Raw genomic sequence first — 16,213 nt, forward strand, 5'->3', positions numbered from 1 at the left:
TGCAGGAGGTACCAGCCATGGAAGGGTGAAGGGTGAGTAATGCAGGAGCTATTATCGAGAGTAACGCAGGAGCAGTTACCGAGGAGCTATATAGTGATCTTGCCTACAGCGCTTTGAACTCCCGCTCAATGATCAGATACTGACTCGCAATGGTATTCTTTAGTGCTAGGGCTGATACTGCTGCTGACTATTTGCCAGATAGGGGGACATGCGTGAGGTAGGTGGACAATCCTGGTATCCCTGGTTAAAAATGGCTGTGAGTGTGCTAGGCCGATATCGCCATCCTTGGCTAATGTTAGGTTAATGCTTAAGACTTTTCGATCAACAGGGTCACCGCCTCCTGGGGGCGTGCTTGCCCCAACTGGGTTAGATTAGCCAACTTCTCACCCCGGGTTTCAGCCATACTCGAGCGAAACACATCCCCGGTGATGTATTCACCCGATAAAGACCCGATATCCTGAGCAGCAAACGATGGGTTAAACATACGTAATATAATGGCTTCGCTGTCTTCTGCTTTCTTTATCGCGCTGACCGCCAGCCTAGAGTCTAAGGTTAACAAGCTAAATTCATCGGCTAATTTTTTCTCCACCCGATTGATGCTAAACCGATTGAAGCCACTATCATGGAAACTTTCGATAGGACTTAAGAATTGTTTAGCCTGCCTGGCCACGCCTGCCGCCACCACATCGCCTCTATGGGGCAAGAGCGCAAAATGGAAACTTAACTCGCCCAATAGCTGTGAGTCTGGGGTAAGGGTAGACATGCCAGATAAGCGTCCGGGTCTGTAGACCAAATTCGGCTTACCCAAGGCGCCTACCCCTCTAAATAAGGTAATAGCGAGATCACTGGCATTATCCAGACTGACTTCATATTCTCGAATACCCTCAGTGATCACTGCCAAGCCTTGTTGGCCATCATTTAGGGCCGCGAAACTCTGCATGGGATACAAGGGCAAGGGTTTCGATGTCCATTCTTGTGATTGCCATTCATCGAGTTCTGGCGGGTGACTGGCACGCATTATGGTACCAAATGGTTGATCGGCATAGGAAACATCACTGTCTATATCGGTTCTAAATACTGCCTGGAGTCGATGATCTGCTACCGTGTTATTAAGACTCACAGTGACATCGACACTTTCAGCCCCCCGAGTTAGGCTCAAGCACACCTTGACGGGCACATTCACCGAAGCGCAACCTCGCTGGCGCTCGCTCAGATCTGCTGGCAGCGACAGATTATATTCCAGCCACATAGTGCTCGCTAGGTAGCCTTGCTGCAGACGCACCTCTGGCGCTTGTCCGCGGGTGGAGATCAACCAATCTTGCACTGGGGGTGAGAAGTCATAGTTATCGCCATCATCTCCGCCATCGACCAGTTCGAGCAAGCCCGATAACGTTTGACCTGTCTGACGATTAACGAGCGTCAGGGTCCCATCGACGAGACTGAGGCTAAGTTTATCATTGCTTATCTTGGCTTCCGAGGGGCTCGCCGCGTATATTTCAGCCTGTTCGAGCGACCTAGATTGGGTATTATGTTGGATATAGAGTGTTTTATACCCTAGGGCCGGTATTTCACCCGCATCCACCAACAAGTGATATTGATACAATATCGGATCACCGACTTGGCCAGGTTTCAACGCAGCGGCCAAATCTTGCACTAGCGAACTCAAGTTAACCGCTTCGACTGATAACACTTGCAATCGCTGGGCTTGACCTTGGTTGTTGACGATAGTAAATGCATCATGGGCCGATGCTGGCACCACAATCTCGATCTTCACTAGCTCTGTTCTAGGGTGTGGCAAGGTATTGAACAGCACCAGCTTTTCGCCTTCGAGCCCAGGTACAATGCACTGGCTTATCTGGCGCTGACGCAGATCGAGTTGCTGACGACACAGGGCCATCGACGCGGTAAAACGCTGTTTCACCGCCGCGTTAACCGGATCGGTATTGCAACAACCAATACTATCATGTGCATGACTCTGCATGATAGTTTTCCATATTTTCTCAATTAAACCATGTGGATATGACATACCCATGCTCCAGCCTATGGTCAGCAGGGGTTCGAGTTGATTGGTGATCAGATTTTCAATGTCTGCATTGGCTTTCTTAATGTCATAACGGGTAGAATAAATACCTCGATGAGTACGGGAATATTTCCCGGCCAACATTTCACCGCTCACATTTTTCAATGGCTTATCCTGTTTTAAAGCTTGGAAAAAGTCATTAAAGCTAGCGAGTTGGTAATGATATTGTGTTTGGCGAGCATTTTCTTCATTGAGCAAATTAGGCAGACGAGCATCCCATGGCTGCTGATCATTACCCGCCATGATCAAGGTGTTCTTACCATGATTGAAAGACGCGACGCCACTGAGCAACAGCTTAATATTTTTAAGACCCGTCTGACTAAACTCCTCATCACTGGGCATTCCCTTCATGCCACTGTAACCCTTCTGAATCACGGCGGTGATCACTTCACTGCCATCCTTAGCCTGCCAATTAAATTCGGTTTTGGGACTCATACCATCCCACAAACCACGCCAAAAGACCGCGTATTTGATACCAAATTGATTAAAAAATTGCGGCAATTGTTCGGTCTGACCGAACGAGTCGGGCACATATCCTACATTCATGTGGCCGCCCAGAGGCGCACAATCCCGGGTGCCGTACAATAAGTTACGCACCATGGATTCGGCACCGACCACGCACTGATCGGTCTGGGTATACCAAGGCCCCACTAGCAGCTTGCCTGCACTGACTAATGCTTTTATTCTCTGTGTCTCTTGTGGCATCAAGTCTAGATAATCCGCCAGCATCACACTCTGTCCATCGAGGACAAAATAAGGCAGGCTGCCCTCTTCCAGCGCGGCCAGGATCACCGGTAAGGCTTCGAGTAACAATACCTGTGATTGTTCGACCGAAAAATACCATTCTCGATCCCAATGAGTATGAGGCACAACATAAATCTGCTGCATAATTAATTCTCTTCGCTATGATTGTTCAATCAGGATGTGGGTGCGAGTCCGCACACAATATGTCGCTGTTCGTGAGCGCGATTTAATGTTTAAGATCGGTAATGGTCCCCTCAGTCATATCCAGCATGAAATGGTCATTGGGTAAACCATGGCGAAAACCATCGAGTATCTCGAATAACCCGCCAAATTGTTTGACAAACACACTGTCCGTGAGCGCATTAGCATGCTGCTGTTCTGCGAGGATGCGAGTGAGTAAGGTGTATTGCCGCAAACGCCCTTGATTGATATCACGTAATGCGAGTTGATCTGCGTTGCGTAGACGATAGAAATCAACCGCAAGATCGAAACCATTCCACTGAGAAAAATCGGCCAAATCTAAGTTTGCCCCAACAGCATCTTGTGCGGCTGCTTGCACAGCCATTTCCCAGTCATGAGTGTCCTGCAACTGAGACAAACTAAATTCGCCGCGAGTCAGTTGTGCCAGTGTGATAGGCCGGTTTAACCGTGATAGCACTAAGATGTCTCGGCCAGTGAGGGCAAATAATAACGTGCGTATTTCGATGGGCCATTCCTGGGGTAAAAAACGTTGCCGAGTCAGTTCTCGAATGTGCCATTGGGTAAATTCAGCATAACTGGTCGCATCGAGAATGCCGGGATCCCACTGTGTGTTTGCGCCCTGTTTGACCAAGTATTGGTATTCCTCACGGTAGTGGTCAAATAATTCGTTAAAGCGTGGGATATGCGTTAACACTATGGTTTCGACTTCGATATCACCATCAGTCTTGAGGGTCATTAACTTATAGGCAGGCACATAGGCGGCGATCGATGGCGCCTGAATATTAAATAGAAATTGGCCCTCTTTATTATGTTTGATCCCGGTATCATTGATATGCATATGCCCCCCAACATGCACCTTGAGTCCCGTGGCGGCTAGAGACTGACTCACGGCCTCATCAGGGCGGCGCACTAATTGAAAATTATTGGCACCAAACAGCGTCTCGATGGCATTCGATTGTTGATCATAAAATTCGACCATAGGAAAATGACTAAATGCGATCAATTGCTTGTCCATCGCAGCCGCACGCTTGACCACTGACTCAATCCACACCATCACATGGGCCTTATGGCTAACCATCTTGTTATATCCAGCGTTGCCCGAAGCTGAAAAATTAAACGGATCGGCAAGATCGCCTGCATTGATCTCGTCTCTGGGCACATACACATTGGCATCGATAGCCAATAACCATAAGCCATCCACAGGTTCTACCACATAACTGGCATCTGGGACTTGCAGGCAATTGTCATAGTGAGCTTGCCGATATTGCCCCCCGGTTCCTTGGTGACAGATTTCATATTGACGCTGCACAAGACTGGCTTGAGATTGAGCCTGATTAACGTCATAGTCGAGATATTCATATTGGCTGTAAGGCGATTCCCAATATAGATAATTCGGTTTTGGATAAAATCCATGCTGCTCCAGTTGCGCCATCACCCCTAGATAGCCAAGTACTTTCACTTCTTCGCTACAAATCGTGGTTAAGGGGTAACCGGCATCAATCACAGTCCAATTCTGCTTATAGTCCTGACACTCTGCCATTCCCTTGCTAAATATGCGTTGTTCGCGACCACCTGCACCAAGATAATCCGCCTTACCCGCCGGACGAGCGTATGGGCGTTCTGGATCGTGATTACCCGGTGCCGAGAAAAATTCGATACCGTATTGTTCGGCGTAGCGATCCAATATTTTACCCAGGCCGCGCATATGCACGACTTGACCATCATCACTAAAGTCCCCTGGCAGGGCGACTAATTTAACCCCCCGAGACACAATATCGTCTAGGGCAGCTAACAGGGCAAAATAATTTTCATTAAATAGCCGAGTAGACTTAAGTTGCGATGACATGGTGCGAATAGTGGCAGATTTGCCACCGCGAGCACTGACTAATCCTGCAAAAGAGTCATCGTCAAAATCGGCGTAGATATCATGGAAATGAATATCCGGCATGAAGGCGATTTGAAGCTCAGATGATTGAACCTCAGTTGACGATGGAGGCAAATGGCTAGGTGACTGGCAAGCCCAGGTACCTAGGCAAGCCATCATCAGCCACAAGCAGCGTCTTTGGATCTGGGCACCTTGAGTCCGTTTTTTTTGCATCAGGGTAAATGGCTTCATCGACGTTATCCGCCGCTTGTTTGAGGTTCTGGTTTAACCAGTAGGCCGGCACCCACAGCGATGATCCCGGCGCCAACCGCGATGGAGAATACGTATATCATCCAGCCATCGACTGCCAGCCAACCATAAAAGCCGCTGATAGGTGCCTTATTGACGGCGCCTAGCCCCACGGCTAATGCCGCAGCCACCGCAGAGCCAATGACATTAATGATGATCAGTTGAGGTTTAGCGAGTATGAAAGGAATGGCCCCCTCGCTAACACCGACTAGGCCCATCAATAATGAAGATTTCCCCGCTTCTTGTAGTGGACCTTGAAAGCGACTTTTCCAGATAAAAATGGCCAGACCTAAGCCAATCGGTGGTACGACAATCGCCACCTGCGCCGCCGTATTGGGGTCGTAAATCCCAGATGCCAATAGTGCCAGCGAGCTGGTAATGGCGGCTTTATTGACCGGCCCCCCCAAATCGAAACCGACCATGCCGCCAACGATGGCCGCCAGCAACACCTTGTTGGTTCCTGACATCATCTGTAACGAACTTTCCAGTGACTGGTTGAGGCTAGACAGGGGCTCACCGATAACATAAATCACGATCAGACAGCTAGACAGCGTCGCGCCAAATGGGATCAAGAATATAGGGGTTATGCTGGCAAAGGCTCCGGGCAGGCGAATATATCTCACCATGTAGCGTACGATATACCCCGCCAATAATCCCGCCACTAATGCACCTAAGAAACCTGTGCCCAGCTGCTGCGACAAGGCTCCCGCAATTAAGCCCGGGGCTAAGGCGGGTTTATTGGCGATACCATAGGCGATATAACCCGCAATGATAGGTAGCATAAGACTCAAGCCTATCGAGCCTATTTGATCGAACGAGTAAAGTAGACGAATGATACTATTATCGCTTAACGCATGGGCACTATCCCAGATATCCACGATGCCATAAAACGATGCTCCAATGCGGGCAAATCCCATGATCACCGCACCGGCAATAACCAGGGGGAGCATATAAGATACACCTGTCATCAGCGCACCACGCAACTCAGTGATTAGCCCTTTCTTTTGTACACCAGCCTTGCTGTTAAATGTCGCCATATTCTATTACTCTACTCTCACTCAAGATGTTGATGTATTAAGTGTTGTGGATTTCTTGCACGAGGGCCTCGATAACTTCACGACCCTGTTTAATCGGGTCCGCTACGCCGCATTCCAACAGGGGGAGATGTTGGAAGCGTTCGACTCCCTCGATCATTATCTCGGTGGCTAAGATAACGCCATCGGCTCGCGCAATATCTTCGGCGGTAATTTCATTCTCGATCCCTAGGCTTCCCTGGGTTTCAACTTTAATTTCGTGACCTAACTCCTTACCGATTTGTTGTAACGATTCAGCGGCCATATAGGTATGCGAGATGCCTGTCGGACATGCGGCTACACAAATAATAAACATAGATTTTTCCTTTTATTACGACGTTAAAAATTAACACCTTGTACTCAGCTAACCAATGGCTTAGCTTACGCGCTGGCGCGGGCGACACGACCACAACCTGCAATACTGTATTCTCGGGTTTGAGCGGTGAGTAAACACGACTGCCCCAGATTCAGCACCAGACATTGTCCAGCAGATGTGCGGACAGTGACTGAGCCCTGCAAGCAAAATAAAATTTCTGCACTGCGACACGTATAGCTCTGCGCCTCATCGAATGCATTGATGACGCTGAAGCTAAAGTCAGACACTGGCACAGGAAATGATGTCTGAGCTTGGGTAACAACAGCGTGTACTCTCAACTCGGTTGCATCGGTCGGTTCAAAATCAATGGTCTCAATTAGCGCTTGGATATCGATATGCTTATTGGTCAAGCCGCCCCGTAATACGTTGTCTGAGCTAGCCATAATCTCTAAACCTGTGCCCTGCAGATAGGCATGCAGGGTTCCCGACTTGAGGAACATGGCTTCTCCAGGCGCTAAAGTGACGACATGTAATAACAAGGGTGAGAGCACCCCTATGTCCCCGGGGTAATATTGATATAGGGTCAATAATTCCTGCAGCGCCAATTCATCGCTCTGATTAGCCGCGACTAACGCATCATCGAGTAGACACTGTTTCTCTACATCTTGCAGTGCCATGAGGCTTTGATAAAAAACTTTTAAACCGTCACTGTCATTCGCTTGCTGTAAATCACTTAACCAGACACCTAACACCGAATTATCGATGAACGTGAATAGACGCACAATCTCATCGATGCTGCGAAATCCATTCATGGCTTTAAATGGTGTCAGCGCATAAATCAGCTCGGGTTTATGATTATCATCGCGATAATTTCTCTGGCTTGCTGTGAGTGGGATCCCTAAGGCATTCTCTCTGGCAAAACCTCGTTCGGCCGCTTGCTTATTGGGGTGAGCTTGAATGGATAAGGGTTTTTCGGCTGATAACAGCTTCAATAAAAAAGGTAATTTCCCGCAGAAGCGTGCGTTAATTTCCGCCCCTAGTACCTGCTCTGGATTTTCAGATATAAATGCATTCATCGCCTGGGGCCGCTGAATGAAAGAGGGTGCCTTATCATGGGCTCCCATCCACATTTCTGCCTGTGGCAACTGCTCTGGGTTCGCGATGGAAAATAGCTTCTCCATCGCTTTAGGGTGTCCCCAGTGATAGGCCTGTGTGGTGTTCTGCAGGTAATATATGGTGTCGTCAGCCATCATAACTCCAATACCTTGCTCAGATATGTCAACAGCGACGCGTCATCCGGGCAGGTTCTCAGTTCATGACGAAAAGACTCATGCACAATCTTACGCGCCAATTTTGAAAAGTATTTCATGTGAACATCGCCACCATCACTGTTTTTCACCGCCAGCATAAATACGATATCGACCGGCTCACCGCCTTCTTCCCACTCTATTGGCGCTTGCAGACGCAACAGACTGATGCTGTTGTGCATCACATCGTCGGTTTTACAGTGAGGGATAGCGATGCCAAAACCCAAACCTGTGCTAAACATATCTTCACGCTGCCATAATGCTTCTTCGATAGCGTCGCTGCTCCGGACCCGCCCTTGCACCAGGAGATTATCCGCCAGTATTTTAATCGCCTCTGCACGACAACTCACGTCACAATCCGTTAAGATAAGCCCACGTTCGAGGACGGGTTTACTGACTCCCGAATGATGAAACTCGGCCAGCTGCGCTTTTACCGACTCAATATCTGGGCACGCCATCACCCGTTTGACCAAGGCATGACACGCTCGGTGATCTAAACTCACCACATTAGCCTTGGCTTTGGCAATACCAGGTGCAGCCATGCTTATTTCATCGAGCCCTAACCCCACCAATAGGGGCAATAGTTGGTTGTCTGCGGCCATCTCGCCACACAGACCTAGCCAACGTCCTGCCGTCTTAGCGTCATCGACAACCTGGCTGAGTAAACGAATAAACCCTGGGTGATAATTACTATAAAGGGCGGATAAACGCTTGTTGCCACGATCACAAGCGAGGAAATACTGTGCTAAATCATTACTGCCAATGGAAAAAAAATCAGCGTATTGGGCAAGACTATCAATCATGAAGGCTGCAGAAGGGATCTCGAGCATCATGCCAAGCTCAGGTTTAGCATGCTCGATGTTGTCCTGCTGCAATTGAGCAATGACCTCATCGAACTGTTCACGCACCCAACGCATCTCTTCCACGCTCGCAATCATAGGGATCATGATGCGTAAGTTACCAAAGACTGCGGCACGCACTAACGCCCTCAATTGAGTGGTAAAATACGCTAAAAATTCAGGATAGGTCCTCACGGCTCGATAACCCAAAAATGGATTGTCTTCATCGCCAATATTAAAATAGCTAATGGGTTTATCGCCGCCTACATCGAACGTACGTATGATCACCGCGCTACCATTGGCCGCTTGCAGCGCTTCTTGGTAACACAGGTATTGCTCTTGTTCGCTTGGCGCACTGTCTCGATCCATAAACAGCATTTCAGTACGGAACAGACCGATAGCATCGGCACCTTGGAGAAAGGCGCCTTTAGCCTCTGGTGACAAGGCTATATTCGCAGCAATTTCAATTCCCAGTCCATCCAGTGTGCTGGCGTTAATGTGTTTGAATGGCTGATAACATGAGGCGAGCGCGACGGCTTTTTTCTGCTCTAATTGGTAAAAACCTTGAGTTGACTGTTGAATATTGCGCAGTAATATTCCTAAATTGCCATCGAGGGTGACGCTATCTGAGCCACGACAAAAATCTACCGCCTTGTCTGCACCCACCAACACAGGAATTCCCGCTGCGCGTGCCAACAACACGGTATGGGATGTATGGCCACCACTTTCTAATACCAAACCTAATAAGTGAGGGCCGCTTAGCGCGATAAACGCACTGGGTGTTAATGTTGCAGTGATGACTATGCTGGCTTCATTGAGGCAGACGACTTGGCTCACCGCTTCATCACCATATAACAGTCGCATTAACTGACTGCCGATATCCTGAATATCCAAAGCCCGTTCTTGTAAATACACATTCTCGGCGCGACCCAAGCGTTCATTGAAATAATCGATCGTACTCATGATCGCTTGTGCGCAAGACACCTCAGCCCCTCGCGCCAAATAGCCAATTATGCGTTGCGCCAATTCTGGATCTTTTACGATCGCTAAATGCGCGTTTAAGACTTGTGTTTGGGTACTTTGACTCCCCAGCCCTAGGGCGTTTAATTCATCGCTGAGTAACTGGCCTAACGCTCGCAAGCCATCCTGTATACGCTGACTCTCTAGCGCGACGCCTTGCCCTTGAATCTGCTTCATTTCAGGTGAAAAACGATGCTGACCTAACACCATAGGCTTGGCAGTAGCAACACCTTGGCTCACCGAGACTGCCGCAATATAATCTGGCTTAGTCAGTGTTAGGGATCTAGGTAGTTTAATGGCAACCTCTTGCTGTAGCTCAGGCAATGCCTCATCACAATGTTGAAAATCATGTTGGATAAAATGTGAAAGTTTCTCAAATGCACCATGGGCCTCTTCACCCGCGATGGCGATGCGGCACCGGTCATCAAGCAACACATCGGCGGAAATCATCGCCAATACGCTCGCCATAGAAGCACGTTCGCCATTGCGCAGGTTATCTAGGTATATTTCGGCGTTAAAACCCTGGCAAATCTCGGCCAAGACACTGGCTGGGCGAGCATGGATCCCATTGGGTAATGGGCACTCAAATAATATTTCTAGATTCATGTATCACACTCATTATTCAACATAGACAGGTAATAAATTAGGGCTGTTTGACCACAATGAATTACTGTTTGGCAATCCAATCATGCTCAGGATCATTAGCAAACACCCAGGCACGCTTGGGACCTGCCATGACATTTAAATAATACAAATCATAACCATGGGGAACTCCTACCGGGTGATAACCCTCGGGTACCATAACGACATCACCGTCAACCACTGTCATGGTTTCATCTACACTCAAGTCGTCGGTATAGACCCGTTGAAAGGCGAAGCCCTGAGGAGGATTGAGGCGGTGATAGTAGGTTTCTTCTAATGCTGATTCTTGGGGCAAGTTATCCGTATCGTGTTTATGAGGCGGATATGATGACCAATTGCCCGATGGCGTGATCACCTCGGCAATCAACAAGCTTTCTGCTCGTTCATTTTCCGGTAATATGTTGCGCACCAGACGACTATTACTCCCTTGACCACGTTGCTCGACCGAGATCTGTTGCGGTGTGATTAAACGGACCTCGGCTGAGGCATCGCCTGGGGCTGTGCATAAGGCAATCTCAGCGGGGGTTATACTTTCAATTTGGTACTCGATCCCAGCAGGGACGTAGATTGCGTAAGGAGACATGGGATCGAAGACACTATTGCGTTCACCAACATCGTCGAAACGAACCTCTCTACCCTCATCATTTAAGGTTAAAAAGTTAACCTTCCCCGACAAGATCACGATGCAAGTCTCCTGTTCACTGGCATTTTTAGTCAATAATTTGTGCCTAGCCAGCTTATGTACGGCGAAACCAACATAACGCCAATTCGCCGACTCAGGTGTGACCCGAACGACACATCCACAGCTGTCTTCGCCGCCAGAATGTACCAGTAAATGACTCATAAAACTCCTCTACACTGCCTATTTTATCCTGCTATTCGACATCGAGGCACTCATTGGTCCCCCCACCTCGGCGTGTTGCAAGAAAGCGCTCAAAATGTTAAACCCCATAAGAGGGTATCTTAATGGGATTTATATTTCAAACCCTCAAAATAGAACTTTTAAACCGAAATATGACTATACGGAATTTTTGTTGCACTGGCAATGCTGGAGAGGTAAATACTTGCCGGCATCATTTTTAACGGTGGGCATAATGTCGACATCATCTTTTAGCTATCACCTTGTTGGCTTGAGTCGTCCCAACCTCGATCTTGAGTCATGCAGAAATTCCCGTATTTATATCGAAATAGTCTAACGATGGTTCGCAATAAGGCGCCGCGCTTATCTTGCGCGCTGCCGAATGCGCCAAATAGTGATCAGCACTAAAGGCTTACCGGAGTCAGCATAAAGATTCCATTTTAATTCATTTTGGCATTTTTGATTGTTGACTTGATTTCTAATCCTGCTAGGAACGAGATTGTTCGGCACTGGAAATACAATCATATTCAGTTACAATTCAGTTACAATTCAAGTGTTAATAAGATAATCAACGAGGTGTCCCATGAATTTCAATGATAAAAAATATCTTTTTTTACTGGCAATTTTGTATGCTGCCGTAAGCACTAATGTCAGTGCAAACGACATAAAACTCGCCGTGAAATCCGTTACTCAATTTTCCTGGAAATATAATGATAGCGGCACGGATGCCGATGATGACTTGTCGATCTGGCGGCCTGACTTAACCCATGCTCAATTTAGTGATGGATATTACAGTTTAGGTGATGTTTCTATGAGCAGCCATACAAGACCCAAGCTGGCATTTGCAGTGAAAGCGATTGCCTCTGATGCCTTAAAAAAACCCACTGGCTATGATGAGGTTTGGAATGATTCTGGCTCCGGAGGCGACTATGATGTCAAGTTCTGGCAACCCATAGCGCCCTCTGGATATACTTGCTTAGGCCATGTTGCTGTCGGAAGCTACTCTCATACTCCCGATCGCGATTGGATACGTTGCGTAAAAACCGATTATCTAAAGGCGGGAAGCTATATTAAAGTTTGGGATGATACAGGCTCCGGTGCCGATGACGATACAGGGGTATGGCAAGCATCAGTAGTATCAGGCGATGAAGCAGGACTCGCAGCCAACACATTTATTACACGGAAGAGTCACCATGTTGGCAGCCAGCAATTTTTTGTATTAGACAAGGCTAAGATCGACGGGCTAGGGTTTAACCAAGGCCCCGTAACCGATGATGATTGGAGAGCATTAGCCAGTCAATTCGCCCCGAAAGTATACTTACACGAGGATGAATCGTTTTTTCCCTCATCCGTCCCCTATCATGCACCCTGTGGCAGTCCATTTTATGGTGACAATAACGACATTGCCGACAGCAACAACTTTCTAACCACCCCGTTAGACTGTGCTATTTGCACCAATCAGATATTCCTGCTGGGACAAAACCCGGCCTCGAACGATGTGCCTGTTTATACCAGTATCATCCAGAAAAAGTCGCCGAATATCACCACTGACGGGATCAAGCCGACAGACACAGTGACAGATATCATCTATTGGATGTTCTATCCCTACAATAGAGGCAAGTTTATTGACTGGCCACCATTAACCTACGCCGACACATATTATGGTAACCATGTGGGTGATTGGGAACATATGACCGTCCGATTTGTCAATGGCTACCCTTATCAGGTTTATTTGAGCCAACACAGTGACGGCGATACCTATATGTTCGGCGATAAGACGCTAGCCTTGGGGACGCAAGACGGAGGATTTGGCGCCGAGGTGTATTCAGCCGAGGGCTCACATGGATTATATGGCTATACCGGCAATATCGTATACAAAACGATTGTTTATATCGATTTGATCGACAAAACCAGTAAAGGAATAGTCTGGGATACCAAAGATAATATTGAGGTGATCGTCTATCAAACACCGGGGCAATATGCTGGCGTTCACAGCTGGATGAATTATCAGGGACGTTGGGGAAATCCACAACAAGCCTGTATCGATAACATTGTAGATATTGGCGTGTGTCGGCTCGAAGATGGTCCTACGGGTCCCATAAGAAAAGAGGCCTTAGATCCGGATCATTTTTCTTTAGAATAGCATCATAACGGCTTAGCACACATCTGCTGCCAAGCCGTTTTTACACCTTTGACGACTATCTTGAAACACACCGCTTACCTGCCATTTACAGCCGATTGAGTCTGAATCGTCTCAGGCTAACGAACGTATAACCTTCATAAGATTATGGCGAGTCAGCCTCTGGTTCTGCCCTTGTCACCCCATGCCACTGATAATGATTATTGGCTTTCTTGCTGACTATTCCTTCATCAAACAGCCGCTTAAAAATCTCATCCACCTCATCATTGGACAAATTTAAGTACTTGCTCACCGCCCGTTTACTGCAATTCACCCAATTCAGACTTAATGCTTGCAGCACTTGCTCGTAAGGTGATTTCTCGGCTTCAGCCACTATGTCAGCATCGTCGAAATGAGACAGTAACTCGGGTGATTTACTCTCTGCCGGGTTAAACCCCTCTATGGTCAGCGGCTTCATGTTGTGGAACTGATGGCGAAAACGATTCTCCTCGCCGATGAGGCCGACGAAGAAGGCGGCGAAGAAATCTAGCAGTACCGACAGAAAGACCACCAGGCCGAGTTGAGCCGTGCTTGCCTGAATGTTCAAGAAGCTGGCTAAACTGTCGATCAAGCCAATGACAGAGCCTTGACTGACTACGGGCAAGTTATCGCGTTCCATCGCCAGGGCTTGCTGCTCCTGTCTCAGCTTATTATTCTCTTTCTGAATACGGGTCACACCGGTGGCGATCCGCTCCATCTGAATGTATTTTTCGGCGGCAACATTATTAAGCTTGATCTGTGCATCGATAGCCTGGATCTGCATGTTGTAAGCGCTCACCTTGCTCTGCTGCACATTCACATGTTCCTGAGCCTTATTGGTGGCACTGTTAATACCGCCCACTGAGCCACCGATGGAGATGACGGCCAGCACCAGATAGAAACCCAACGCAGAGAGCATGCCCGGATAGTTACGTCTCGCATGTCGTTCACCCACCTCATACCAGGCAAAAAATTTACCCAGTTCGAAAATCACCGCCAAACCGCCAAACAGTAACTGCATAACAGGGTCATCATCGATGGACAGAAACAGCAATAAAGAGAATACGATGGAGGCTAAGATGGAAGCGCCGGTGAAGCTATAGACGCTCCACATGGCAAACTTACCTTTCGGAAAACGCAGGGCTAAATCTTGATTGTAAAACATATCTGACTTCTATTTCGGCGAGCCGATGCTCTTGGTCTGCAGCTTGGCGGCGCAGACAGAAAAATGGAGCGCCAGCATACATGAAAACCGAGCCATTTCCCTTATAAAGCATGGTTTAACAGCGCTTATTGAAGCTTTTTCAATCACAGCTGAAAAACCTGCTTAAAGCCTGCTCACCTATGTGCATCGCGTATTGATACAGTGTTATTTTTTAGTAACACCTAATATAGGTACGGACAAACACAGCCAGATTGATATCGACTCTAGGGATTATCCCAATCGGCATAAAAACGGCCTTGCATCGCTATCGATACAAGGCCGTAAATTGACTCATCCTTTATCACTCATGAATCATGAATTCAATGCAACTGAGACTAATCTCTTTGCAGGGCGACGATCGGGTCCAGTTTAGCCGCCTTCTTGGCCGGGTAGAGGCCAAAACCCACACCGATAGTCATACACACTCCCAGCGCTAACACGATGGAAAAGGGGGACCAGGCCACCGGCCAACCTGCGGCGGAAGAGATCACGAACGCCAACAAGAGGCCAACACCTATGCCTATGACGCCGCCCGTGGCCGAGATGACTATACTCTCGATAAGAAACTGGCGGGCAATATCCTTGCGCCTGGCCCCTAACGCCCTGAGTAAGCCTATCTCAGTGGTACGCTCCATGATGGTGGCCAACATGATGTTCATGATGCCTATGCCGCCCACCAGCAAGGAGATCCCCGCCACACAGCCCATGACAATATTGAATATCTGTTGCGTCTGCTGATGCTGAGCCAGCAAGTCCGCCGGTACCACTATGTCATAATCTTGCTCGCCGCCATGGCGACGCTTGAGCAGATGCCTCAGGCTCTTGGCCGCCAATGATGGCTCCACCCCTTCGGCAAGTGACACCTTAAAGGCATCTAATTCATCTTCCAGACTCTTAAAATTCATCTTCTTCAGAGCCGTGGCCAGAGGAATGAATACCTCATTGCGCTCTCCACCCAGTTTAACGCCCTGAATTTTTGACTTACCACTCTGGGCATCGGTCAACACACCCACCACGGTAAACCACTGATGATTTATCTTGATCACGCTGCCGATAGCCTTTCCTTGTGGAAACAGGCCTCTGGCAGCTTCCGGACCTAATACGGCAACTTGTCGATAATGAGCCTCATCTTTTGAATCGAAGGCGCCGCCTTCACTCATTTTCAGGGCGCTCAAGTCAAAATAACTGGGCGTCACCCCCTTAACTTGAGCATCACTACGGCCTTCTAGGCTAAATAAGCTGAAGGTTTTGATCTGCTTCTCGGCGCTCCAGTTTTCCACGAAGGGTAAGGTATCTTTGGCACTCTCAACATCTCTGAGACTCAAACCTATGCTGTGCTCTCGAATCGATTTTAGCGCTTCGCCGTCCGATGTTCTGGCGTTAACTACCAGATTTCTGACTCCCATGGACTCGATCATCTTCAGCGATTCTCGCTCCGCGCCCTCGCCCACACTCAACATGGCTATCACGGCGCCGACACCAAATATCATACCTAACAGGGTCAGAGCCGTACGCAACTTGTGATGGCGCATCTCATCGAAGGCTTGCTTTATGCCTTCGATATAAATCTTACTCTCATCGACTAAGCTCATACTCG

Annotated in this window: 10 protein-coding genes; 1 reads left to right on the forward strand and 9 read right to left on the reverse strand. The window is 48.1% G+C overall.

Features of this window, described 5'->3' with window-relative positions; genetic code table 11:
- Positions 1–307 precede the first annotated feature (307 nt).
- From HRU42_RS09315 to iolB, 7 genes are all read right to left on the reverse strand, one after another.
- Positions 308–2,968, reverse strand: a complete 2,661-nt coding sequence (locus HRU42_RS09315) for a glycoside hydrolase family 38 C-terminal domain-containing protein (protein ID WP_295030527.1) — start codon at positions 2,966–2,968, stop codon at positions 308–310.
- 82 nt (positions 2,969–3,050) lie between these two features.
- Positions 3,051–5,141 carry a metallophosphoesterase gene (locus HRU42_RS09320; protein ID WP_295030528.1) on the reverse strand — a complete coding sequence of 697 codons (2,091 nt, stop codon included), beginning with the start codon at positions 5,139–5,141 and terminating at the stop codon, positions 3,051–3,053.
- A 5-nt stretch (positions 5,142–5,146) separates the two neighbouring features.
- The gene (locus tag HRU42_RS09325) at positions 5,147–6,235 is read right to left on the reverse strand and encodes a PTS fructose transporter subunit IIC (protein WP_295030529.1); all 1,089 of its coding nucleotides are present in this window, start codon (positions 6,233–6,235) and stop codon (positions 5,147–5,149) included.
- Between the two features lie 37 nt (positions 6,236–6,272).
- Entirely contained in the window at positions 6,273–6,587 is a 315-nt protein-coding gene (locus HRU42_RS09330; RefSeq protein WP_295030531.1) for a PTS fructose transporter subunit IIB, read from the reverse strand.
- Positions 6,588–6,652: 65 nt separating this feature from the next.
- Positions 6,653–7,837: a mannose-6-phosphate isomerase, class I gene (gene manA / locus HRU42_RS09335; RefSeq protein ID WP_295030533.1), complete on the reverse strand. Its 1,185-nt coding sequence runs from the start codon at positions 7,835–7,837 to the stop codon at positions 6,653–6,655.
- Positions 7,837–10,359, reverse strand: a complete 2,523-nt coding sequence (gene ptsP, locus HRU42_RS09340; RefSeq protein ID WP_295030535.1) for a phosphoenolpyruvate--protein phosphotransferase — start codon at positions 10,357–10,359, stop codon at positions 7,837–7,839. The genes manA and ptsP overlap by 1 nt, the downstream gene beginning before the upstream one ends.
- A gap of 61 nt (positions 10,360–10,420) precedes the next feature.
- Positions 10,421–11,239 (reverse strand): 5-deoxy-glucuronate isomerase, encoded by an 819-nt coding sequence (gene iolB / locus HRU42_RS09345; RefSeq protein ID WP_295030536.1) that lies wholly within the window; start codon positions 11,237–11,239, stop codon positions 10,421–10,423.
- 598 nt (positions 11,240–11,837) lie between these two features.
- Here iolB and HRU42_RS09350 point away from each other — a divergent pair.
- Positions 11,838–13,397, forward strand: coding sequence for a Vps62-related protein (locus HRU42_RS09350; protein WP_295030538.1), 1,560 nt, complete (start codon positions 11,838–11,840; stop codon positions 13,395–13,397).
- A gap of 142 nt (positions 13,398–13,539) precedes the next feature.
- On the opposite strand, the gene HRU42_RS09355 is transcribed toward HRU42_RS09350, so the two are convergent.
- Positions 13,540–14,577 carry a Preprotein translocase subunit SecY gene (locus HRU42_RS09355; protein WP_295030539.1) on the reverse strand — a complete coding sequence of 346 codons (1,038 nt, stop codon included), beginning with the start codon at positions 14,575–14,577 and terminating at the stop codon, positions 13,540–13,542.
- Between the two features lie 374 nt (positions 14,578–14,951).
- Positions 14,952–16,208, reverse strand: a complete 1,257-nt coding sequence (locus HRU42_RS09360) for an ABC transporter permease (RefSeq protein ID WP_295030541.1) — start codon at positions 16,206–16,208, stop codon at positions 14,952–14,954.
- Positions 16,209–16,213 lie beyond the last annotated feature (5 nt).

The organism is Shewanella sp., assembly GCF_013214165.1.
Classification (GTDB): domain Bacteria; phylum Pseudomonadota; class Gammaproteobacteria; order Enterobacterales; family Shewanellaceae; genus Shewanella.